Here is a 19,368-nt window from a genome sequence, read left to right on the forward strand (position 1 = left end):
ACCCGGCAAACCATCGCGCTTCGAAGGACTCTTTACGAAGATTGATGGATGCGCGGGTCAAGCCCGCGCATGACGATAGAGCAGGCTACGCATCGAACATGATCACGCTGCGTACGGTCTTGCCGGCCTTCATCGCGGCAAAGCCTTCGTTGATCTCGGACAGCTTCAGCTTCGCCGAAATCCAGTCCTCCAGATGCAGCCTGCCGCGCATGTAGAATTCGATCAGCCGTGGCATGTCGACGCGGAAGTGGTTCGAGCCCATCGACGAGCCCTGGATCTTGCGCTCGCGCAGGAAGTCGAAGCCGTGCAGCTCGATCTTCTGGCCGAACGGGATCATGCCTACGATGGTCGCGGTACCCCCGGGCGCCAGCATCGCAAAGGCCTGCTCGGCGGTTTCCTTGCGGCCGAGCACCTCGAACGAGTGATGCACGCCGCCATTGGTGAGATTGCGCACCTGCTGCACCACGTCGCCGTTGCGGGGATCGACGATGTCGGTGGCGCCGAGCTTGGTGGCCAGTTGCAGCTTCGCCGGGTTGGTGTCGACCGCGATGATGCGGCCGGCGCCGGCGATCTGCGCGCCGTTGATCGCGGCCATGCCGACCCCGCCGCAGCCGATCACCACCACGGTCTCGCCGGGCGCGACCTTGGCGGTATTGACCACGGCGCCATAGCCGGTGATGACGCCGCAGCCGATCAGCGCCGCCAGTTCCAGCGGCATGTCCTTGCGGATTTTGACGATGGCGTTCTCGTGCACCAGCATCTGCTCGGCGAACGACGACAGGTTGAGAAACTGGTTCAGTTTTTCCGAGCGCGCCCACGACAACCGGTTGGATTGCCCCGGCAACATCTTCACCGTGGTGTCGGTGCACAGCACCGGCCGCCCGGTCGAGCAATTGTCGCAGGTGCCGCAAAACACTGACAGGCACGTCACCACGTGATCGCCGGGTTTGACGTAAGTCACGTCGGACCCGACCTGTTCGACGACGCCTGCGGACTCGTGACCGAGCACCGCCGGCAGCGGATGCGGATAGAGCCCTTCCATGAAATGCAGGTCGGAGTGACAGAGCCCGGCGACGGAGGTGCGGATCAGGACCTCGCGCGGGCCGGGCTTCGTCAGGCTGACATCCTCGATCACCAGCGGCTTGTTGACTTCATGCAGGACAGCGGCCTTCATCGGTGTTTCCTCTTTTTTACGTTTTGTAACACAACTACTTGAATAGCGGCGGTGGGCGACTTCTCTCCTTGTGGGAGAGGTAAAGTGAGCCTACGCCGCAACGAGCAATTCGCCAACCTCGGCGATGCCGGCGGCGCGGTCGCCGAGCAGATGGTCCGCTATCGCGCGCTGAACTGCATTTTCCGTGAGCCGGAACGGATCTTTCGCCGACACGCGATGATCGATCACCATGCGCGACAGCAGCAGCCGGCGGGCATCGCCGCGCATCGCGTGGATGCGTCCGCCCTCCCACGCCAGCGCCACCGCACTGGCGACATGATAGAGCAGGCTGGTGGCGCGCCGCGCCTCGGCTTCATTGTCGGCGCGGGCGGCCACCTCGCGGGCAAAGCCGATGGCCCGGTCGGTCAGTTCGCGCAAACGATCGCGCCAGGCCTGCGGCACATTGGCGCTGTCGTCGAGACGGGCGTGCAGGTCGGCAGCCAGCGCCGCATCGGCGCCGTGGCGGCCGACCGCGCGCTTGAGCGCGTCGAGCGCCACGATGTTGCCGGTGCCTTCCCAGATCGAGCCGAGATGGGCGTCGCGTAGCAGCCGGGCGGTAGCGAATTCCTCGATATAGCCGATGCCGCCGCGCATCTCCAACGCGTCGCCGCAGACCTTGCGCGCGTCGCGGGTGGCGCGGAATTTCAACGTCGGCGTCAGGATGCGCAACAAGGCCGCCGCGTCCTGGCTGCCGGCCTCGGCGCGGTCGAGCGCGTCCGCGGTGAGAAAACTCATCGACAGCGCCTGCTCGGTCGCCAGCATGATCTTCATCAACTGCCGCCGCGCCAGCGGCAGGTCGATGATGCGCTGTCCGAACACCACGCGGTTTTGCGCCACCGTCATCGCATCATGATGGGCGCGGCGCATTAGCGCGGTCGATTTGACGCCGTTGGAAAGCCGCGACGAGTTGACCATCTCGGCCATCTGCACAAAACCGCGATCGAGCCTGCCGACCGCGTAGCCGACAGCGCCTTCCAGCTTGATCTCGCCCGACGCCATCGAGCGGGTGCCGAGCTTGTCCTTGAGACGCACGATCCGGTAGTGGTTGGGCGAACCGTCCTCCAGCCGTCGCGGCATCAGAAACAGGCCGACGCCGCGGGTGCCGCCGACGGCGCCTTGCGGCCGCGCCAGCAACATCACGACTTCGGCGTCCGCGTTGGAGCAGAACCACTTCTCGCCCGACAGACGCCAGTGATCGCCTTCCCGCACGGCGGTCGTGGTGAGCTTGCCGACGTCGGAGCCGCCTTCCTTCTCGGTCATGAACTGGCCGCCCTGGGTCAACTTGCCCATGTCGGTTTGCGTGAGACCATCGAGGTATTTCGCCTTCAGCGCCTCGTCGCCGAATTTCGACAATAGCTTGGCGCACCCGTCGGTAACGTTGATCGGACATCCCAGACCGAACTCGGCCTGGTTGAACAGAAACGTAAAGGCGTGCTTGGCTACCACCGGATACGGTTCCGGCCAGCCGAGAATGCCTTTGCGGACCGACATCGCGTGAATGCCGAATTCACCGAAGGCATTGCGCTCCAGTTCGCGATAGGCCGGATGGTACTCGATCCATTGGGCGTCGCGGCCGAAGCGGTCGCGCTGGTGCAGCACCGGGGTGTGCCGGTCGGCAAGCCGCGCGCATTCGTCGAGATGACCACCGGCGAGCGCGCCCAGCCGGTCGAGATGCGGCTCGATATGACGAAACAGCACGTCCGGCAGATGGATACGAAGCAGATCCGTCAGCGCCGCATCGGCCCGGTAGAAATTCATGCCCGACGTATCCGGTGCAAGCAGTCCCGGCTGATCGGCTAAAGACGTCACATCGTCGTTGCTGGCTCGTTGATGCATTTGCCGCTCTTGTTCGTTCCGCTCGGTGGTTTAGATGATATAGATCATCCCCTGGATAAAACAGGCGATAAAGCCGTCGAGAGCATATCGGGAGGGTCGCCCCATGGCAGAAGGCTATCGCATCTTCGGCGCCGAGATGTCGCCCTATTCGGTCAAGGTGCGCTCCTATTTTCGCTACAAAGCCATTCCCTATCAATGGATTTTGCGAAACGCCGACAGCCAGGCGGAATACGAGAAATACGCCAAAATGCCGATTATCCCGCTGGTGGTGACGCCCGACGGTACCGGTGTCCAGGACTCGACGCCGATCATCGACAGAACCGAAAAACTTCATCCGGAGCCGTCGATCCATCCCGATGATCCCGTCGCGCGCTTTGTTTCCGTGTTGATCGAGGAATTCGGTGACGAGTGGGGCAATAAATGGATGTTTCACTACCGCTGGGCCCGCGATGTCGACCAGATCAGTTCGGCCGGACGCATCGCGCGGATGCGCGGTCCCAGGGCCAGCGAACAGGAACATCAAGCGCTCGCCGGTCAGGTGCGGGCCCGCATGGTGGACAGGATCTGGTTCGTCGGCTCCAACGCGGTGACCGCGCCGCAGATCGAGGCCGGCTTCCTCGATATGCTTCGGCTGCTGGATAATCGTCTTGCGAGCCGGCCCTATTTGTTTGGCGGCCGGCCGGCGCTGGGTGATTTCGGCCTATGGGGACAGATCTACGAAATGTGGACCGATCCGACCGCCGGCGCCCTGATCGGCGGCGGCGCGCCGCATGTGCTGGACTGGGTGCACCGCATGCTGTGGCCAAAGGCCGAAGGTCCGTTCGAGACCTGGTCCACGCTTGAACCGACGCTGATGCCGATCCTGACGAAGCATGTCGGCCGGCAATTCATGCCGTGGACATGCGCCAACGAGAAAGCGCTTGCCGAAGCAAAGGAGGAATTCAGCGTAAAGCTCGGCGACAATACCTGGACCCAGAAACCGCAAAAATATCACGCCCGGTCGCTCGGCGTGTTGCGCGCGAAATACGCCGAGGTCGCCGACAAGACCGCGCTCGATCCCGTTCTGGAGGCTGCCGGTTGTCTGACCGGACTGCGCGGCTGAAACTGCCATTCAAGACAAGGAAACGCCCATGGAAATCCCGAAATATAAAACCGCCCTCATTGTCGGCGCCGGCGAGGGCCTCAGTGCTTCGCTGGCGCGGCTGTTTGCCCGCGAAGGCATCCGGGTTGCGCTGGCGGCGCGCAAGATCGAAAAGCTCGGCGCGCTCTGCAGCGAGACCGGCGCACGCGCGTTTGCCTGCAACGCGACCGAGCCCGACGAGGTCGAGCGCCTCTTCGGGCTGGTCGAGCGGGAAGTCGCGGTGCCCGACCTCGTCGTCTACAATGCCAGCGGGCGGGCGCGCGGCGCCTTCGTCGACCTGGTCGCCGCCGACGTCGCACAGGCGATTGCCGTCAGCGCCTATGGCGGATTCCTGGTGGCGCAGCAGGCCGCGAGGCGGATGCTGCCCAACAATCATGGTGCGATCCTGTTCACCGGCGCCTCCGCCAGCGTCAAGGGCTATCCGCAATCAGCCCCCTTCGCGATGGGCAAGTTCGCGCTGCGGGGTCTTGCGCAGAGCATGGCCCGCGAATTGTCGCCGCAGGGAATTCACGTCGCGCATTTTGTCATCGACGGCGGCATCCGCAGTGCTGCGCGCACCGAACCTGCCGACCGGCCGGATTCGATGCTCGATCCCGACGCCATCGCCTTGAGTTACTGGAACGTGCTGCGGCAACCGCGCAGTGCCTGGACCTGGGAACTGGAATTGCGGCCTTGGGTCGAGAAGTTTTGACATCGGGGTCGATGATGCAACCACATATACCGATGTCATCATCCGCGTAGGCGGATGATCCAGTGGGCCGCGGCACCGGAGACCTTCTCGGAATGCCGGCGATTACTGGATACCCGCCTTCGCGGGGTATGACGACCGGTTTTACTGAAGGCGAGCGCGCACGGGAGCGACGACATGACCACCGAAATCACCATCGATACCGGCACCAGTGAATTGCTGTGCACCATCCGTGACCGCGTCGCCGGCGTTGCGCACCATGATCAAGGCCTGCGGCGAGAACCCGGACGTCGGCGCGCTGCTGATCACCGGCGCCGGATCGGCGTTCTGCGCCGGCGGCAACGTCAAGGGCATGGGCGCGCATCGCGACAAGAAAAAGCTCGAAATGTCCTATGACGAGAAGGTCGCGGACCTGCAGGAACGCCAGCGTCTCCTCACCGGCGCGCTGGTCTCGGTGCGCAAGCCAACCATCGCGGCATTGCCCGGCCCCGCGGTGGGTGCCGGCCTCGCCATCGCCATGGCTTGCGATATCCGTATCGCCGCGGAATCGGCGTTCGTTTCCACCGGCTACCTGCGGGTGGGCTTGAGCGGCGACTATGGCATCGCGTGGCTGTTGACCCGGCTGGTCGGCACCTCGCGGGCACGGGAGTTGATGTTCACCGCCGACAAGGTCGATGCCATCAGATGCGAGGCGATCGGGCTCGTCAACCGCGTGGTGCCGGACGGCAAACTTCAGGACGAAGCTTTCACGCTCGCCAAATCGATGGCGGAAGGGCCGACCGTTGCGCTGCGCTACATGAAGGACAATCTCGACGAAGCGTTGCTGTTCGATTTCGCCACTGCGCGCGACCATGAGGCGGAACGCCTGATCCGTACCACCATGACCGCGGATCACCGCGAAGCGGTGCAGGCGTTTATCGAAAAGCGGAAAGGGCTGTTCAAGGGCAGCTAAATCAAATCGCGGCCTGATGCGCGATCCGCTCCGCCGCAAGCCGCCAGCTTGCGCAGGGAATGTCTTGCGGAGCTGCGTCGATGTGTTTCTCGAAACGCACCAGCTTCCAGTCGCCGGGCGTCGGCGCAAAGGCAAACCCTGATTTGCGGGCAAGCCCGATCATGACATCATTGGACCGCAAGGTATCGCCGAACACGAGTTCTGCGCCCAGCGCCGCGGCGCGGCATTCCAGGTTCCGCAACAATGCCGAACCGATGCCCTGGCCCTGCCAGCGGTCGTCGACCGACAGCCCGAACTCGAAACGCCTGGTATCGGCTTCGAACCCGTAACGGGCCTCGCCAACGACGGTCTCGATGCCATCGATCGTCATGACCGCGATCACGCTGAAACGATCGTCCTCGCCGGCATGGATGAAATGACCGAGCAAGGTTTGCGGAAGCTCGCGGATTGCTCCGAGGAAACGATTATAGCGGGAGCGGGTCGAGAGCGCGCGGAAGTAGGCTTGCAGGATTTCGGCATCTCCGGGCTCGACAAAGCGCAGCGTCAGCGATTTGCCGGTGCGCAACCGCAGGATATCCGAATGTTGCCGGAGGTCATCGAGACGAAGCGCGGTCATCGCAAGCTCCCGTCGGTTTCGAAAAAGAACGGCCGGCGTCCCCTCGAGGGCAACGCCGGCCTCGGCTGCGTTTACGCCCGCCAAAACGGCTTTTCGGCCTCGTGAACGATATCGCTCCAGGAAAGGCCGACGTCGTGCAGGTCGCGGTCGGTCCACTGGGCCAATTCCTGACGCTGGCGCCGACGGTCACGCCAGATATGGAGCTTTTCGCTGATTTGCGCCAAAAGCCCCGAACCATGATGATTTATCATCGATTGATGTGAAAGCGTGGACATTTTCATCTCCTAAAGCTAATCTCTTACAGTCAACATCTGCGTTTCAGGGGCTTTCGACAAACGACACTTTGTGCCGTATCAGATGATATAAACTCATGTATCAACAGACCCGAAAATGACCGCCCGACTGCCATCGCTGAACGGATTGCGGGCGTTCGAGGCTGCCGCCCGGCACCTGAGCTTCACCAATGCGGCGTCCGAACTGAACGTCACGCAAACCGCGATCAGCCACCAGATCCGCAGGCTCGAAGAAGAGTTGGGGATCAGCCTGTTCATCCGGCAGAATCGCGCGCTGGCGCTGACGCCGGAGGCCAAGGAATATCTGCCGGGCATCCGCGCGGCGTTCAACGACCTGCGACTCGCCACCGACCGGCTGTTGCGCAAGGACAACGAGCGCGTGCTGACCGTCAGCACGCTGGCGTCGCTCGCGGCGAAGTGGCTTTTGCCGCGGCTTTCCGCATTCCAGGAAGCCCATCCCGGCATTGACGTCCGCATCACCACCTCGACCGCGCTGGTCGATTTCAAAAGCGGCGACGTCGATGCGGCAATCCGCTATGGCCGCGGCCAATGGCCCGGCCTGCGCGCCGATTGGCTGATGGCCGACCAGTTGTTTCCGGTCTGCAGCCCGGCGCTGCTTGAGGGACCGAGGCCGCTGCAGTGCGCGGAAGATCTGGCCCATCAGACGCTGTTGCATACCAGCGGAGGCTATGACGACGACTGGCGGTTGTGGCTTACGGCGGCAGGGCTGCCGGCGAGCATCTCCAAGTCACCCGGGCTGACCTTCGACCTGATCTTGATGACGGTTCAGGCCGCGCTCGATGGAATCGGCGTGGCGATGGGCCGAACCTCCTATGTGGAGGCCGATATCGCCAAGGGCCGCCTCGTGGTTCCCTTCAAGATCACCTTGCCGGCCGACGCCGGCTTCTATCTCGTCTCGCCCGCGGCGCGGGCGGACTCGCCGAAACTCTCGGCATTCCGGCAATGGCTGATCGCTTCGGTGCAGAACAAAGCCTGAAGATATCGCCTGCGTGCGGCGCGATATCGGGCCCAATGCGCGTTTTTCGGTTGGTCGCGCCGGGCGGACATGGCAAATTGGCGCTCAAGAACAGCAATTGTCGGCCAGCGAGAAACCTTTCCGCACCGGCTCTATCGACACGGGGAGAAACTCGCAATGTCGCAAACGTCAACCTCACAACCGCCGCAGATCAAGTCACGCATCGGCGCCATTCTGCGCGCGACCAGCGGCAACTTCCTCGAGCAGTTCGATTTCTTCCTGTTCGGCTTTTATGCCCCCTTGATCGCCAAGGCGTTCTTTCCGTCGCAGGATGAGACCGCCGCATTGCTCAATACCTTCGGGGTATTCTGGCTGGGCGCCCTGATGCGCCCCGTCGGCGCCGTGGTGCTCGGCGCCTATATCGACCGGATCGGCCGCCGCCTCGGCCTGATCGTCACGCTGGCGATCATGGCCATGGGCACGATCATCATCGCGTTCTGTCCGACCTATGCCACCATCGGCGTTGCCGCACCGATCATCGTGCTGATCGGCCGTTTGCTGCAGGGATTTTCGGCCGGCGTCGAACTTGGCGGCGTGTCGGTCTATCTCTCCGAGATCGCCACGCCCGGTAACAGGGGTTTCTATACCTCGTTCCAGTCCTCGAGCCAGCAGGTCGCGATTTTCGTCGCCGCCATCATCGGCTTTACCCTGAACGCGATGATGCCAGCGGATACGATCGCGGCATGGGGCTGGCGGATTCCGTTCTTCATCGGCTGTCTGATCATTCCCTTTATCTTCGTGCTGCGCCGGACGCTGGAAGAAACCCCGGCGTTCCTGTCGATGAAGAAGCATCCGACCACGTCGGAAGTGTTCAATTCGGCGGCGGTCAACTGGAAGATCATCCTGCTTGGAATGATGCTGGCGGTCATGACCACCGTGACCTTCTACTTCGTCACCGTCTATACGCCGTCCTTTGGCAAGGAGCTGAAACTATCCGCCCAGGACAGCCTCTTGGTCACCCTCATGGTGGCCGTGACCAACTTCATCTGGAATCCGGTCGGCGGCGCGGTGTCCGACCGGATCGGCCGCAAGCCGGTGTTGCTGACGATTGCATGCCTGTCGTTCCTGACCGCCTATCCAGCGTTGCTCTGGCTTACCGCCGCGCCGACGTTTGGCAAGTTGCTGGCCGTCGAACTGATGTTTTCGTTCTACTTCGGCGTCTACAGCGGCACCATGCTGGGCGCGCTGGTTGAAATCGTGCCGGCGCATGTCCGAACCACCTGTTTCTCGCTGGCCTTTGCGCTGGCCGCAGCCCTGTTCGGCACCTTCACGCCGTTTGCGGCAACCAAGCTGATCGCGATGACCGGCGACAAGGCATCGCCCGGCTTCTGGCTGATGTGCGCCGCGGCAAGCGGTGCCATCGCCGCACTTTTGATCTATCGCGAGAACGCCGTCGCCGCGCGGGCAGCGGTCGCGGCGTAGCTGGCCTCCCTGCCCTGAGGAGCGACCGCGTGAGCGCGCTCCTCAGGATGAGGGCCGCGGCCGGCCGCTACAAATCCACCACCACGTAGTCGCTTTCGACGGACACCGCGAGCGTTTCTGCCACATAGGGGCCCTTCACCACGCTGGAGCCCGGCTCGACATTGACGGGATAGGCCTTGGCGCGAAAGCGTTTCGGGTCGCAGTAGGATTGTCCGGTGCGGATATCGAATTCCCAGCCGTGCCAGGGACAGCGGATGATCTCGCCGAGCCTGGTATATTCGATGTCGCCGGGATTGGACGACTGCGCGAGCCCGATCAGCGGCCCCTCGCACAGCGCAGCACCTTGATGCGGGCAGCGGTTCAGGAGGCCGAAAAACTCGCCGTTGATATTGAAGACCGCAATGGGGCGCTCATCGATGGTGAGGAATTTGCGCGTGCCCGGCGGCAACTGGTCCACCGGGGCGATCACGTGACGCGTCATGTTATTCTCTGACGCACGATCTTTGGACAAACGAAGCCGCTTGTCCGGGAAAACCGGTTCCCACTTTTCCGGATCATGCTATGCGAGCCCGTAAAGCTTCCGCGCATTGCCGAGATAAAACGCTTCGCGGTTGGCGTCGCTGACGCCGGCGGGGAGCACGCGCGACGGCTCGTCATAATCCCAATGCGGATAATCGGTCGCGAACAGCAATTTGTCCCAGCCGACCCAGTCGATCACGTCGAACAGATGATCGCGCCTTTCAGGGTCTTCCATCGGTTGCGTGGTCCACCAGATGTGGTCGCGGATATATTCCGACGGCGGACGCTTGACGTGCGGCACTTCGCTCCTCATCCGCTGCCAGTTCTTGTCGAGCCGCCATGACAGCGATGGCGCCCAGCCAAACCCGGCCTCGATCATGATCATCTTGAGTTTCGGGTATCGCTCGAACACGCCCTCCAGCACGATGCTGGCAAGCGCAGTCTGCTGGCACTGCGAATGGCCGACCATCTCCTCGATGTAGTAGCTCGGCCAGCCCGACGCGGTGATCGGATTGCCGCCAAAGCCGAAGGCATGGACGCCGATCGGCAAACCCGCCTCCTCGGCGGCCTGGTAGATCGGCCAGTAGCGGCGCTGCCCGAGCGGCTCGACGTTACGACTGAGCAGCAGTACCTGCACGAAATTCTTGTCGCCGGCGCGCTTGCGGATTTCGGCGGCCGCTGCCGGTCCATCCTCATTGGCGACCACGACCGAGCCCTTCAACCGGCTGTCCTTGCTGGTCCATTCCGCAATCTGCCAGTCGTTGATGGCGGTGGCCAGTGCTGCGCTCAAATCCTGGTTGCGCAGGCCCTGCCCGGTCTTGAGCGGACACAACACGCCAAGTGCGACGTTGTTCGGATCGAGATGCTGCTTTTGCATGAACGACAGCGAGGAGCCCTGCGTGCCGCCTTCCGGCGGATAGGCGTCGCGGCGCGAGGCGTTCGGCTGCGCCTTCGGGTATGGCGGGCCTTCCATCATGCCCTGGTAGGGGTGCTTGCCGTAGGTTTCGAGATGCGCATGCCAGCGCTTCGCCAGATAAGGGTAAAGATCCTTGGGACCCTTGCGAGCCGGATGGATATCGCAATCGGCAATCGCCGACTTGACGCCCGCGGCCGAACCCGGCTCGGCCTTGGCGCGGAATTGCATGTTCATGGCGTCGTCTCCTTGACCGCCGATTCCTTCAGGCGAGTGTAGGTCGCGTGCGGGTTGTCGATCATGATCTTGCGCACAAGTTCAGGCGAAATCCCCTCAGGCAGCACCGAATCGCCGTCGAATTGCCAATGCGGATAATCGGTTGAGAATAGGAGCAATTCGTCGGACTGCATATGGTCAAACAGGCGATTTAATGTCGCCGGATCCGGCGGCGCATCGATCGGCTGCAGCGAAAACCGGATGTTGCTGCGCACAATTTCCATTGGCGCCCGGTCCACCCAGGGGGTTTCCATCCGGATGCCGCGCCAGAATTTATGCAGCCGCCACAGATAGGACGGCAGCCAGGTGAAGCCCGACTCCAGCATCACCATTTTCAGGTTCGGGTGCCGGGCGAAAACGCCTTCCACGATCAGGCTGGTCAACTGGGTCTGGAAGGCCTGCGCCTGGGCGACGTAATCCTCGATGTGATAGGAGCCCCAGCCGACCGATGTGGGCGGGTTGTGATAACTGCTGCCGGCGTGGACGCCGACCGGCAGACCCAGCCGCTCGGCCGCCGCGTAGATCGGCCAATAGGCGCGCTTCCCGAGCGGCATGTCGCCCATCACCAGCATCAGGACCTGGACGAAACGCTTGTCCCTTGCACAGCGCTCGATCTCCGCGACCGACTTCTCGACGCTCTGTACCGGGATCACGATCGAGCCGCGCAGCCGCGTGTCCTTGTTGAGCCATTCCTTTGCCAGCCAGTCGTTCAGCGCACGGCAGAACGCGTCCGCCATATCCTCGCTGAATACCATCTGCACGCCATACAGCGGATTGCAGATGCCGTAGCTGACGCCGAAGCGATCGAGCGCCTGCGCCTTCATGTCGTCGAGGCTTGAGCCGGGCTTGCCCTGCGATGGCCGCCAGTCCGGCCGCGACGTGATCGGCGAGTTCGACGGGTAGGACTGCGACACCAGATCGGTCATTCCCCTTGTGGTCACCTGGTCGCGCCAATAATCGTTGAGATAGGGCAAGAGACTGGTCAAATGAGGAACGGCAGGATGCAGGTCGCAATCCACGCCGCCCGCGATCGCTGCCGTCATGACCTTCATTCCCCCATCAGCTTGCGGGACGTCCAAATCGCGGCAACAGGTAAACCGCGCCGTTTGGTTGTGCCGCATTCAAGCAGGCTCCCCGGCGGCTCGCAACTGGCGCAAACCATGCAATCCTGTGCTAGGAAATCGGTCAATCGGCGCCTCAAGGAGGTTTTCATGCTTCGGATCGGAATCACGGCTATCGCAACCACCATGCTGCTGGCCGGAGCGGCCATCGCGCAGCAGCCGCCGGCCGCCCCGCCGCCGCCGGATTTCTCCAAAGTCGAAATCAAGACCACCGACCTTGGCGACAACATCTACATGCTCGAAGGCCAGGGCGGCAACATCACGGTGGCGGTGGCCAAGGACGGTATCATCATGGTGGACGGCGAATACGCGCCGCTGCATGACAAGATCAAGGCCGCCATCTCCACGGTCTCGAACCAGCCGATCAAGTATCTCATCGACACGCATTTTCATGGCGACCACACCGGCGGCAATGCGCCCTTCGCCAAGGACGGCGTCACCATCGTCTCCGAAATCAACGTCAAGAACCGGCTTGCCGCGGGCACCACCAACGGCCTGACCGGCGTCAACACCCCGCCGGCGCCGCCGGACGCGCTGCCTTCGAAAACCTACACCAAAACCCATCAGATCAGGCTCCTTGGCCGCGTCGCCGACCTCAAGCATATCGAGAACGCCCACACCGACGGCGACACCTACGTCTGGTTCAAGACCGCCAACGTGTTGTCGACCGGCGATACCTTCACCAACGGTCATTACCCCAACATCGACTTTGCCAATGGCGGCAACATCAAGGGCATGATTGCCGCTACCGATGTCTATCTCAAGCTGACCAATGCCAAGAGCCGAATCGTTCCGGGTCACGGCCCGCTTGCCGACAAGGCCGCCTTGATGGAATACCGCACCATGCTGGTCACCGCACGCGACCGGATGGCGAAACTGGTGAAAGAAGGCAAAAGCGAAGACGACGTGGTGGCAGCCAAGCCCTTCGCGGACCTCGATGCCAAATGGGCGCCGAGCGAGCTTGCTGCCAGGAATTTTATCCGCGTCGTTTGGCATTCGCTCGCGGACAAGAAAGAAACCAGAAAGGGCGCGACATGAAAGAGCTGGTTTCGATCGCCGAAAAGATAGCCGCCAGACTGATCGAGCGGCGCCAGACCATCGCGGTGGCGGAATCCTCGACCGGCGGCCTGATCTCGGCGGCGCTGCTCGCGGTGCCCGGCGCGTCGGCCTATTTCCTCGGCGGGGCGGTGGTCTATACCCGCGACGCGCGGCGGATTCTGATGGAGATCCCCGACGACGCGATGAAGAGCATCCGCTCGGCTTCCGAACCATACGCCAAATTACTGGCGAGCCAGATTCGACGGCGGTTTTCCTGCGACTGGGGCCTGTCCGAAACCGGCGCGACCGGGCCGACCGGCAACCGCTACGGTGACGCCGCCGGCCATAGCTGCATGGCGGTTGCGGGGCTGGATCAATCGACGATGACGCTCGAGACCGGCAGCGCCGACCGCGTCGCCAACATGCATGTATTTGCAAGCACGGCGCTGAATTTCCTGTTGCAGAATCTGGAGCGTTGAGGATTCTCGGAGTCGTCCCTGCGTGCGCCGGGACGACTCCGTCATTTCTCTCTAAACGCCCGCATGAACTGATCGTTCAGCGGCTTGATGAGGTACGACAGCAGGGTGCGGTCCCCGGTCTGCACGAAGGCTTCCACCGGCATCCCGGGGATCAGCCTGACGTCGCCGAGCCGGGCGACTTCTACCGGCGGCAACGAGACGCGGATGGTGTAATAGCTTTGCCCGGTGCGCTGCTCGATGGTGACGTCGGGCGAAACCCTGGTGACAACGCCGTTCAGCTCCGGCGTGGTGCGCTGGTTGAACGCCGACAGCCGTAGCAAGGTTTTCTGACCGATCTGCAGTTTGTCGATGTCCTGCGGATTGACCTTGGCCTCGACCTGCAGGTCATCGCTTTGCGGAACGATGATCATGATGGTGTCGCCGGCCGTGATCACTCCGCCGACGGTGTGAACCGTCGACTGCAGCACCATGCCGTCCTGCGGGGCGCGGATATCGGTCCGCCGCAACTGGTCTTCGGCGGTGACTTTGCGCTCGACGAACTCGCCGATCTTGTCGTTGGTCTCGCGAAGATCCTTGGAGACATCGCTGACCAGATCCTTGTCAACCTGAATGATCTGCAGCTCGGTCTCGGTAATCTTGCCTTTGGCCTGCGCCCTCGCTGCGACGAACTGCGCCCGCTCGCCATTGAGCCGGGCGGCGTCGCGCTGCAGCGTCGTCAGGCGCGAAATCTGCACCAGATGCTGATCGTAGAGCGAGGTCACCCCGACCAGCTCCTTTTCCACCAGCGCGATTTCCTGGTCCTTCGCCTTCTCCTGCGCCGTCAGGCCGGCGATTTCCTCGTTCAACTGCGTGATCCGTTCGCGCAATTGCGCCTTTTGCCCGATCCGCCCGGTGGTGCGAACCTCGAACAGCTTGGACTCGCTCGCCATCACGTTCTTGACGTCGGGATCGCTGGCACGATCGAGCAGCGACGCCGGAAATGTGATCTTGTCGAGACCTTGCTGTTCGGCCTGCAGCCTTGCAGCCCGCGCCAGCAACCCGTCGAGATTCTTGGTGACGATGGCAAGGCTGGCCTTGGTGACGGTATCGTCGAGCCGCACCACCACATCGCCGGCCTTGACCAGGTCGCCGTCGCGCGCGAGCACTTCACCGACCACGCCGCCGGTCGGATGCTGCACCTTCTTCACATTCGATTCGACGACGATCGCACCCGGCGCGATCAGCGCGCCCGAGATCTCGGCCGTCGATGCCCAGCCTCCAAGTCCGCCGGCCAGAACGACGACCACCGCCAGTCCGATGATCAAATGCAGCCGGATCGAAGGCTGCGCTCCCTGTTGCCCCCCGGTCATGACTTCGCAACTCCGGCATCGGACACGATCTTGATCGGAGAAGGCGGCGAAACCCGCAGCACCTGCCCCAGAACCGTTTCCTTGGGACCGAAGGCCTGCTGGCGGCCGTCCTTCAGGACCAGAAGCTGGTCGACCGCTTCGATGCCGATCGGCCGGTGCGCCACCACCACCACGATGGCGCCACGCTCGCGCGCCGCGCGAACCGCCCGTGTCAGCGCCTCGTCGCCCTCGGTGTCGAGATTGGAATTCGGCTCGTCAAGGACGATCAGGAAAGGATCGCCGTATAAAGCCCTTGCCAGCGCCACGCGTTGCGCCTGACCGGCTGAAAGCGCGGTCCCCTGCTCGCCGATCTGGGTATCGTAACCATCGCGCATCTTGATGATCAGCTGATGGACGCCCGCTTCCTTGGCGGCCGCGATGATGGCATCGGAACCGGCCTCCGGATCGAACCGGCAGATATTCTGGGCGACCGTGCCCGCGAACAGTTCGACATCCTGCGGCAGATAGCCGATATGGCGGCCGAGCACGTCGCTCGACCACTGATCGAGGGCAGCGCCGTCGAGCCGTACCTTGCCACGCACCGGTCGCCACACGCCGACCAGCGCGCGCACCAGCGACGACTTGCCCGATCCGCTTGGCCCGATGACACCCAGCCCGTTTCCGGCCGCAAGCGTGAACGTCACGTCCTGGATGACGACCTTCTGATCGCCCGGCGGCACGATACTGAGAGCCTCGACCGACAGGCGGCTCGAGGGGGCCTGCAACAAGGTCTGAGCGGGCTGCGCGGGCAGGGATTCGAGCAGCCGGTTAAGACGATGCCAGCTCTGGCGTGCGGTAACGAAACTTTTCCAGTGCGCGATCGCAAGATCGACCGGCGCCAGCGCTCGCGCGCTCAGGATCGAGCCTGCGATGATAATGCCGGCGGTCGCTTCCTGGTGAATCACCAGGTAGGCGCCGACCCCCAGGACCGCCGACTGCAAGGTCATGCGCAAGACCTTGGCAATCGCGCCGAGGCCTCCCGCGATGTCGCTGGCGCGCTGGTTGCCTTCAAGATATTTCTCGTTGGCAGCACTCCAGCGCTTGGTCAGACGCCCCGACATTCCCATCGCCACCAGCACCTCGGCGTTTCGCCGGCTGGTGGCCGCAAGATCGTTGCGGCGCGCCGCCAGACCCATCGCCTGATACGCCGGCGCGCGCGACAGGAATTCGGTCACGACGGTGAGGGTGACCAGGATGATCGCGCCGACCAGCGCCGTCAGGCCGATCAGGACATGGAAGGCGAAACAGATCGCCAGATAGAACGGCAACCACGGCAGGTCGAAGAACGCGCCCGGCCCCATACCGGAGAGAAATGAGCGGACGTTGTCGAGATCGCGCAGCGGCTGAAGGCCCTCGTTGCGCGCGCCGACGGTCAGCGGCAGGCGCACAACGGTATCGAACACCCGTTGATTGAGGGCTTCATCGAGCGCGGTCCCGACACGAATCAGGATTCGTCCCCGGATCAGGTCAAGAATACCCTGGGCGATGTACAATCCGCCGGCCAGCACAATCAAACCGACGAGGGTCGGCACGCTCCGGCTCGGAAGCACCCGATCGTACACCTCCAGCATGAACAGCGAGCCGGTCAGGTAGAGCAGGTTGATCATGCAGCTCATGGCGCCGACGCCGATGAACGCATTGCGACAGGCGCGCAACGCCTCACCGAGTTCGGAACGCCGGACACCGGGAGCGGCTGCCATCAATCCTAGTCTCTTCAAGAGGGGTGCGCGGGGACGAATCTAGAGCATTTTCCGGCCAAGCGGAATCCAGCTTGCTGCAACAAAATGCCCTAGTTCGATTTCAATAATGGGTAGTTTTTACCGATATTTACGGCCATCGTCCAATTAAGTCACGTTAACCTAAACGTTTTCGGGGGGGCCCCGCCCCCCCTTGCATCGGGAGGATGGGACGCAAAACACCCGCCCGCGACAGGCGCCATAGGCTCGTCAAGGACCGCGGGAAAGCACCAGCCCAGGAATATCGGTGGCAGGGTGCCGGAAGCGGCTATCTACCCGGGCTGGTTTCGCGATTGGAACCCCGGCAGCGGGTTCCGGACGGCGGCCAAACCGGCCGCGTCCGCCGGTCCAACGATCAGCTTTCGGGAGACAGCCCTAGAAACGACCGCCGGTTCGAATCAGGCGGACGATCAGCAACAACACGATCGCGCCAATCGCGGAAAACAGGATTTCCTCGACGATGCCGGAAGCGAGGTGAATATGAAGCGTCGGAAACAACCAGCCGGCGATGAACGCACCGAGGATACCGACGATGATGTCGCCGATAATGCCAAAGCCGGTGCCGCGAACGATTTTTCCGGCCAGCCAGCCCGCAACCAGGCCGACGAATAAAATAACGAGAAGACCCTGACCCGACATTTGCATGGAAAATTCCCCCTGTTGGTGCGTGCCATCCTGCGCGCTACGCTCAAACCTATCCATATTTTCCCGACGTGACGACTCCATTTTGCGGAGTCAGGACGGCCGAGCTTGCCGCTTCCCCTGAAAACGCTCCGTTTTGTGGCAAGATCAGAAACTTTCATCCGCCGTCGGCGTTATGAAGCAATGACACAACCCGATATCTGGTATGTGGCCTTTGGCCCGGAAGCCGCCACAACGGACGACCGTGCAAAAACCGCGGTCCGATCGACCCGGACGTTCAAGTCCGAAGTGGATGCCAAGCTGTTCGCCATGCAAATACTGGCGAAAGGCTGGTCGGCGAGCACCGGCACGCTCAACCCTTACCAGCCCAAGCAGATTGTCGGCGCTTCCCAGATCGAGCGCTGGGCCGATCCGGGCCTCGGCGGCTAAGGCGCGTCGCAACGGGACAGGTCACGCCGCCTTCGGCAGCCTCGCGTGAAAATCGGTCGCACGCTGGAACGCCGCTCCCATCCGCAACAGCATGGCTTCATCGAACGGCCGGCCGATCAACTGCATGCCAACGGGAAGGCCCTTGGACGTGAACCCCGAGGGGATCGCCAGTGACGGCAACCCGAGATAGTTGACCGCACGGGTAAACCGCGTGAGCCGCTGGATCACCGCGTCGGCGTCCGGGCCGTTGCCGACGTCGCTTTCGACAATGGTGGGCGCGGCAACGGGCGCCACTGGGGCAATCACCGCATCGACGCCGGCGACCGCCGCGAGATGCGCGGCCAGTGCCGGAGCGCGCCAGCGCATCGCCTCCAGATACAACACGCCGGGTATTGCGAGCCCGTTCTGCAACCGCATCAGAACCTGCGGTCCATAGTCCTGCGGCCGCTCGATCAGCCACCGCTTGTGAAACGCGGCGGCTTCGACCGCCTGCACCAATTGACAGGCCGCGGAGAGCTGGCGCTGGTCCGGCAGCTCGACCTGGACGATGGCCGCGCCCTCTTGCCTGAAGACGGCGATGGTTTCCTCGAGAATTCGCGCTACCTCGGGATCGAGATCGTCGACATAGAACGCCGTGGGCACGCCGACAGTCAGGCCCTTCATCGGCTGTCGCACCGCCGCCGCGTAATCCTGCGGCGGCGCCGTGGTCGCGGTGGGGTCATCGGGGTCGGCGCCGGCCATCAAAGCCAACAACAGTGCGCAATCCAGCACCGTGCGCGCCAGCGGCCCGACGGTATCGAGCGACTGCGACAGCGGCATCGCGCCGGCGCGGCTGACACGGCCGACGGTGGTCTTCAATCCGGTGACGCCGCAGAAATGCGCCGGCATCCGGACCGAGCCGCCGGTGTCCGAGCCCAGTGCGGCGAAGGTCAGACGTGCGGCGACCGCCGCACCCGATCCCGACGATGAGCCGCCGGTGATGTGATCGAGCGCCCATGGATTATGGACCGGGCCGTAATGACTGTTGTGGCCGGTCGGCCCGTAAGCGAACTCCGACATCTGCAGCGAACCCAGGCGTACGGTGCCGGCGTCTTTCAGCCGCCGCAGCGCGGTCGCGGTCGTGGTCGCCACGAAATCGCGGCGAATCCTCGAACCGCAGGTAACGACCTTGCCGGCGTCGTAATACATGTCCTTGTGCGCCAGCGGCACGCCATGCAGCGCGCCCCAGACGTTGCCTTTCGCCAGCGCCGCGTCGGCGGCCTCGGCGGCCGCCAGCGCCGCGTCGGCCTCGATTGCCATGAACGCATTGAGACGGGGTTGCCATTGCGATATCCGGTCCAGACAGGATTGCGTCGCCTCGCGCGACGACAAGCGCTTTTGCGCAATCGCCTGCGCGGCTTCGGTCAGCGAAAGCAATGCCGGCTCGCTGCTCATTTCTCCACCTTGACGGCTTGCACGACGGCAAATGTCGCTGGCTCGAGATCGAACGGCAGCGTGCCGGCGACCGCCGCAAAGCCTTCGAACGCGGGACCGATGGAATTGGCGAGGCGCGCGGCCACTTCGTCGCTCACCGGCACGCCAGCAGCCTCGGCCATCGCCTTGATTTGTTTGGGGGTTGGTCTTGTCATGT

General features: G+C 63.1%; 19 protein-coding genes and 1 pseudogene. 8 read left to right on the forward strand and 12 right to left on the reverse strand.

Going from position 1 to position 19,368, the window contains the following annotated elements; translation table 11 throughout:
- Window positions 1–85 precede the first annotated feature (85 nt).
- Window positions 86–1,174 (reverse strand): Zn-dependent alcohol dehydrogenase, encoded by a 1,089-nt coding sequence (locus E7813_RS11490; protein WP_291573920.1) that lies wholly within the window; start codon window positions 1,172–1,174, stop codon window positions 86–88.
- Between the two features lie 90 nt (window positions 1,175–1,264).
- Window positions 1,265–3,049, reverse strand: a complete 1,785-nt coding sequence (locus E7813_RS11495; protein ID WP_291573922.1) for an acyl-CoA dehydrogenase family protein — start codon at window positions 3,047–3,049, stop codon at window positions 1,265–1,267.
- Window positions 3,050–3,152: 103 nt separating this feature from the next.
- Here E7813_RS11495 and E7813_RS11500 point away from each other — a divergent pair, with 103 nt between their 5' ends.
- From E7813_RS11500 to E7813_RS11510, 3 genes and pseudogenes are all read left to right on the forward strand, one after another.
- Window positions 3,153–4,151 carry a glutathione S-transferase family protein gene (locus tag E7813_RS11500; protein ID WP_291573924.1) on the forward strand — a complete coding sequence of 333 codons (999 nt, stop codon included), beginning with the start codon at window positions 3,153–3,155 and terminating at the stop codon, window positions 4,149–4,151.
- A 28-nt stretch (window positions 4,152–4,179) separates the two neighbouring features.
- Entirely contained in the window at window positions 4,180–4,881 is a 702-nt protein-coding gene (locus E7813_RS11505; protein ID WP_291573926.1) for an SDR family NAD(P)-dependent oxidoreductase, read from the forward strand.
- 174 nt (window positions 4,882–5,055) lie between these two features.
- Window positions 5,056–5,830: pseudogene (locus E7813_RS11510) on the forward strand (enoyl-CoA hydratase).
- 1 nt (window position 5,831) lies between these two features.
- Here the strand turns inward: E7813_RS11510 and E7813_RS11515 are convergent.
- Window positions 5,832–6,446, reverse strand: coding sequence for a GNAT family N-acetyltransferase (locus E7813_RS11515; RefSeq protein ID WP_291573928.1), 615 nt, complete (start codon window positions 6,444–6,446; stop codon window positions 5,832–5,834).
- Between the two features lie 71 nt (window positions 6,447–6,517).
- The gene (locus E7813_RS11520) at window positions 6,518–6,721 is read right to left on the reverse strand and encodes a DUF1127 domain-containing protein (RefSeq protein ID WP_291573930.1); all 204 of its coding nucleotides are present in this window, start codon (window positions 6,719–6,721) and stop codon (window positions 6,518–6,520) included.
- 115 nt (window positions 6,722–6,836) lie between these two features.
- Here E7813_RS11520 and E7813_RS11525 point away from each other — a divergent pair, with 115 nt between their 5' ends.
- Window positions 6,837–7,736 carry a transcriptional regulator GcvA gene (locus E7813_RS11525; protein ID WP_291573932.1) on the forward strand — a complete coding sequence of 300 codons (900 nt, stop codon included), beginning with the start codon at window positions 6,837–6,839 and terminating at the stop codon, window positions 7,734–7,736.
- Between the two features lie 156 nt (window positions 7,737–7,892).
- Window positions 7,893–9,197 carry an MFS transporter gene (locus E7813_RS11530; RefSeq protein ID WP_291573933.1) on the forward strand — a complete coding sequence of 435 codons (1,305 nt, stop codon included), beginning with the start codon at window positions 7,893–7,895 and terminating at the stop codon, window positions 9,195–9,197.
- A gap of 67 nt (window positions 9,198–9,264) precedes the next feature.
- On the opposite strand, the gene E7813_RS11535 is transcribed toward E7813_RS11530, so the two are convergent.
- From E7813_RS11535 to E7813_RS11545, 3 genes are all read right to left on the reverse strand, one after another.
- The gene (locus E7813_RS11535; RefSeq protein WP_291573935.1) at window positions 9,265–9,678 is read right to left on the reverse strand and encodes a Rieske (2Fe-2S) protein; all 414 of its coding nucleotides are present in this window, start codon (window positions 9,676–9,678) and stop codon (window positions 9,265–9,267) included.
- 78 nt (window positions 9,679–9,756) lie between these two features.
- Entirely contained in the window at window positions 9,757–10,866 is a 1,110-nt protein-coding gene (locus E7813_RS11540) for an amidohydrolase family protein (RefSeq protein ID WP_291573937.1), read from the reverse strand.
- Window positions 10,863–11,948, reverse strand: coding sequence for an amidohydrolase family protein (locus E7813_RS11545; RefSeq protein WP_291573939.1), 1,086 nt, complete (start codon window positions 11,946–11,948; stop codon window positions 10,863–10,865). Before E7813_RS11545 ends, E7813_RS11540 begins: the two co-directional genes overlap by 4 nt.
- Window positions 11,949–12,116: 168 nt before the next feature.
- On the opposite strand from E7813_RS11545, the gene E7813_RS11550 reads away from it, so the two are divergent.
- Entirely contained in the window at window positions 12,117–13,064 is a 948-nt protein-coding gene (locus E7813_RS11550) for an MBL fold metallo-hydrolase (protein ID WP_291573941.1), read from the forward strand.
- Window positions 13,061–13,543: a CinA family protein gene (locus tag E7813_RS11555; RefSeq protein ID WP_291573942.1), complete on the forward strand. Its 483-nt coding sequence runs from the start codon at window positions 13,061–13,063 to the stop codon at window positions 13,541–13,543. Before E7813_RS11550 ends, E7813_RS11555 begins: the two co-directional genes overlap by 4 nt.
- A 41-nt stretch (window positions 13,544–13,584) precedes the next feature.
- On the opposite strand, the gene E7813_RS11560 is transcribed toward E7813_RS11555, so the two are convergent.
- From E7813_RS11560 to E7813_RS11570, 3 genes are all read right to left on the reverse strand, one after another.
- Window positions 13,585–14,892 (reverse strand): HlyD family type I secretion periplasmic adaptor subunit, encoded by a 1,308-nt coding sequence (locus tag E7813_RS11560; protein ID WP_291573944.1) that lies wholly within the window; start codon window positions 14,890–14,892, stop codon window positions 13,585–13,587.
- Window positions 14,889–16,631, reverse strand: coding sequence for a type I secretion system permease/ATPase (locus E7813_RS11565; protein WP_291573946.1), 1,743 nt, complete (start codon window positions 16,629–16,631; stop codon window positions 14,889–14,891). The genes E7813_RS11560 and E7813_RS11565 overlap by 4 nt, the downstream gene beginning before the upstream one ends.
- A 411-nt stretch (window positions 16,632–17,042) precedes the next feature.
- Window positions 17,043–17,312 (reverse strand): GlsB/YeaQ/YmgE family stress response membrane protein, encoded by a 270-nt coding sequence (locus E7813_RS11570; protein WP_291573948.1) that lies wholly within the window; start codon window positions 17,310–17,312, stop codon window positions 17,043–17,045.
- Window positions 17,313–17,417: 105 nt separating this feature from the next.
- Between E7813_RS11570 and E7813_RS11575 the strand changes: the two genes are divergently transcribed.
- On the forward strand, window positions 17,418–17,738 hold the full coding sequence (locus tag E7813_RS11575; RefSeq protein WP_291573950.1) for a hypothetical protein: 321 nt from the start codon (window positions 17,418–17,420) through the stop codon (window positions 17,736–17,738).
- Between the two features lie 21 nt (window positions 17,739–17,759).
- On the opposite strand, the gene E7813_RS11580 is transcribed toward E7813_RS11575, so the two are convergent.
- A complete protein-coding gene (locus E7813_RS11580; protein ID WP_291573953.1) occupies window positions 17,760–19,172 on the reverse strand; it encodes an amidase in 1,413 nt (470 codons plus the stop codon).
- Window positions 19,169–19,366 (reverse strand): hypothetical protein, encoded by a 198-nt coding sequence (locus E7813_RS11585; RefSeq protein ID WP_291573955.1) that lies wholly within the window; start codon window positions 19,364–19,366, stop codon window positions 19,169–19,171. Before E7813_RS11585 ends, E7813_RS11580 begins: the two co-directional genes overlap by 4 nt.
- Between the last annotated feature and the right edge of the window lie 2 nt (window positions 19,367–19,368).

It is taken from the genome of Bradyrhizobium sp. (assembly GCF_004799405.1).
Taxonomy (GTDB): domain Bacteria; phylum Pseudomonadota; class Alphaproteobacteria; order Rhizobiales; family Xanthobacteraceae; genus Bradyrhizobium.

Coding starts and splice junctions, on each gene's coding strand:
- E7813_RS11490 (WP_291573920.1), bottom strand. CDS start 1,174: ATGAAGGCCGCTGTCCTGCATGAAGTCAACAAGCCGCTGGTGATCGAG.
- E7813_RS11495 (WP_291573922.1), bottom strand. CDS start 3,049: ATGCATCAACGAGCCAGCAACGACGATGTGACGTCTTTAGCCGATCAG.
- E7813_RS11500 (WP_291573924.1), top strand. CDS start 3,153: ATGGCAGAAGGCTATCGCATCTTCGGCGCCGAGATGTCGCCCTATTCG.
- E7813_RS11505 (WP_291573926.1), top strand. CDS start 4,180: ATGGAAATCCCGAAATATAAAACCGCCCTCATTGTCGGCGCCGGCGAG.
- E7813_RS11515 (WP_291573928.1), bottom strand. CDS start 6,446: ATGACCGCGCTTCGTCTCGATGACCTCCGGCAACATTCGGATATCCTG.
- E7813_RS11520 (WP_291573930.1), bottom strand. CDS start 6,721: ATGTCCACGCTTTCACATCAATCGATGATAAATCATCATGGTTCGGGG.
- E7813_RS11525 (WP_291573932.1), top strand. CDS start 6,837: ATGACCGCCCGACTGCCATCGCTGAACGGATTGCGGGCGTTCGAGGCT.
- E7813_RS11530 (WP_291573933.1), top strand. CDS start 7,893: ATGTCGCAAACGTCAACCTCACAACCGCCGCAGATCAAGTCACGCATC.
- E7813_RS11535 (WP_291573935.1), bottom strand. CDS start 9,678: ATGACGCGTCACGTGATCGCCCCGGTGGACCAGTTGCCGCCGGGCACG.
- E7813_RS11540 (WP_291573937.1), bottom strand. CDS start 10,866: ATGAACATGCAATTCCGCGCCAAGGCCGAGCCGGGTTCGGCCGCGGGC.
- E7813_RS11545 (WP_291573939.1), bottom strand. CDS start 11,948: ATGACGGCAGCGATCGCGGGCGGCGTGGATTGCGACCTGCATCCTGCC.
- E7813_RS11550 (WP_291573941.1), top strand. CDS start 12,117: ATGCTTCGGATCGGAATCACGGCTATCGCAACCACCATGCTGCTGGCC.
- E7813_RS11555 (WP_291573942.1), top strand. CDS start 13,061: ATGAAAGAGCTGGTTTCGATCGCCGAAAAGATAGCCGCCAGACTGATC.
- E7813_RS11560 (WP_291573944.1), bottom strand. CDS start 14,892: ATGACCGGGGGGCAACAGGGAGCGCAGCCTTCGATCCGGCTGCATTTG.
- E7813_RS11565 (WP_291573946.1), bottom strand. CDS start 16,631: ATGGCAGCCGCTCCCGGTGTCCGGCGTTCCGAACTCGGTGAGGCGTTG.
- E7813_RS11570 (WP_291573948.1), bottom strand. CDS start 17,312: ATGCAAATGTCGGGTCAGGGTCTTCTCGTTATTTTATTCGTCGGCCTG.
- E7813_RS11580 (WP_291573953.1), bottom strand. CDS start 19,172: ATGAGCAGCGAGCCGGCATTGCTTTCGCTGACCGAAGCCGCGCAGGCG.
- E7813_RS11585 (WP_291573955.1), bottom strand. CDS start 19,366: ATGACAAGACCAACCCCCAAACAAATCAAGGCGATGGCCGAGGCTGCT.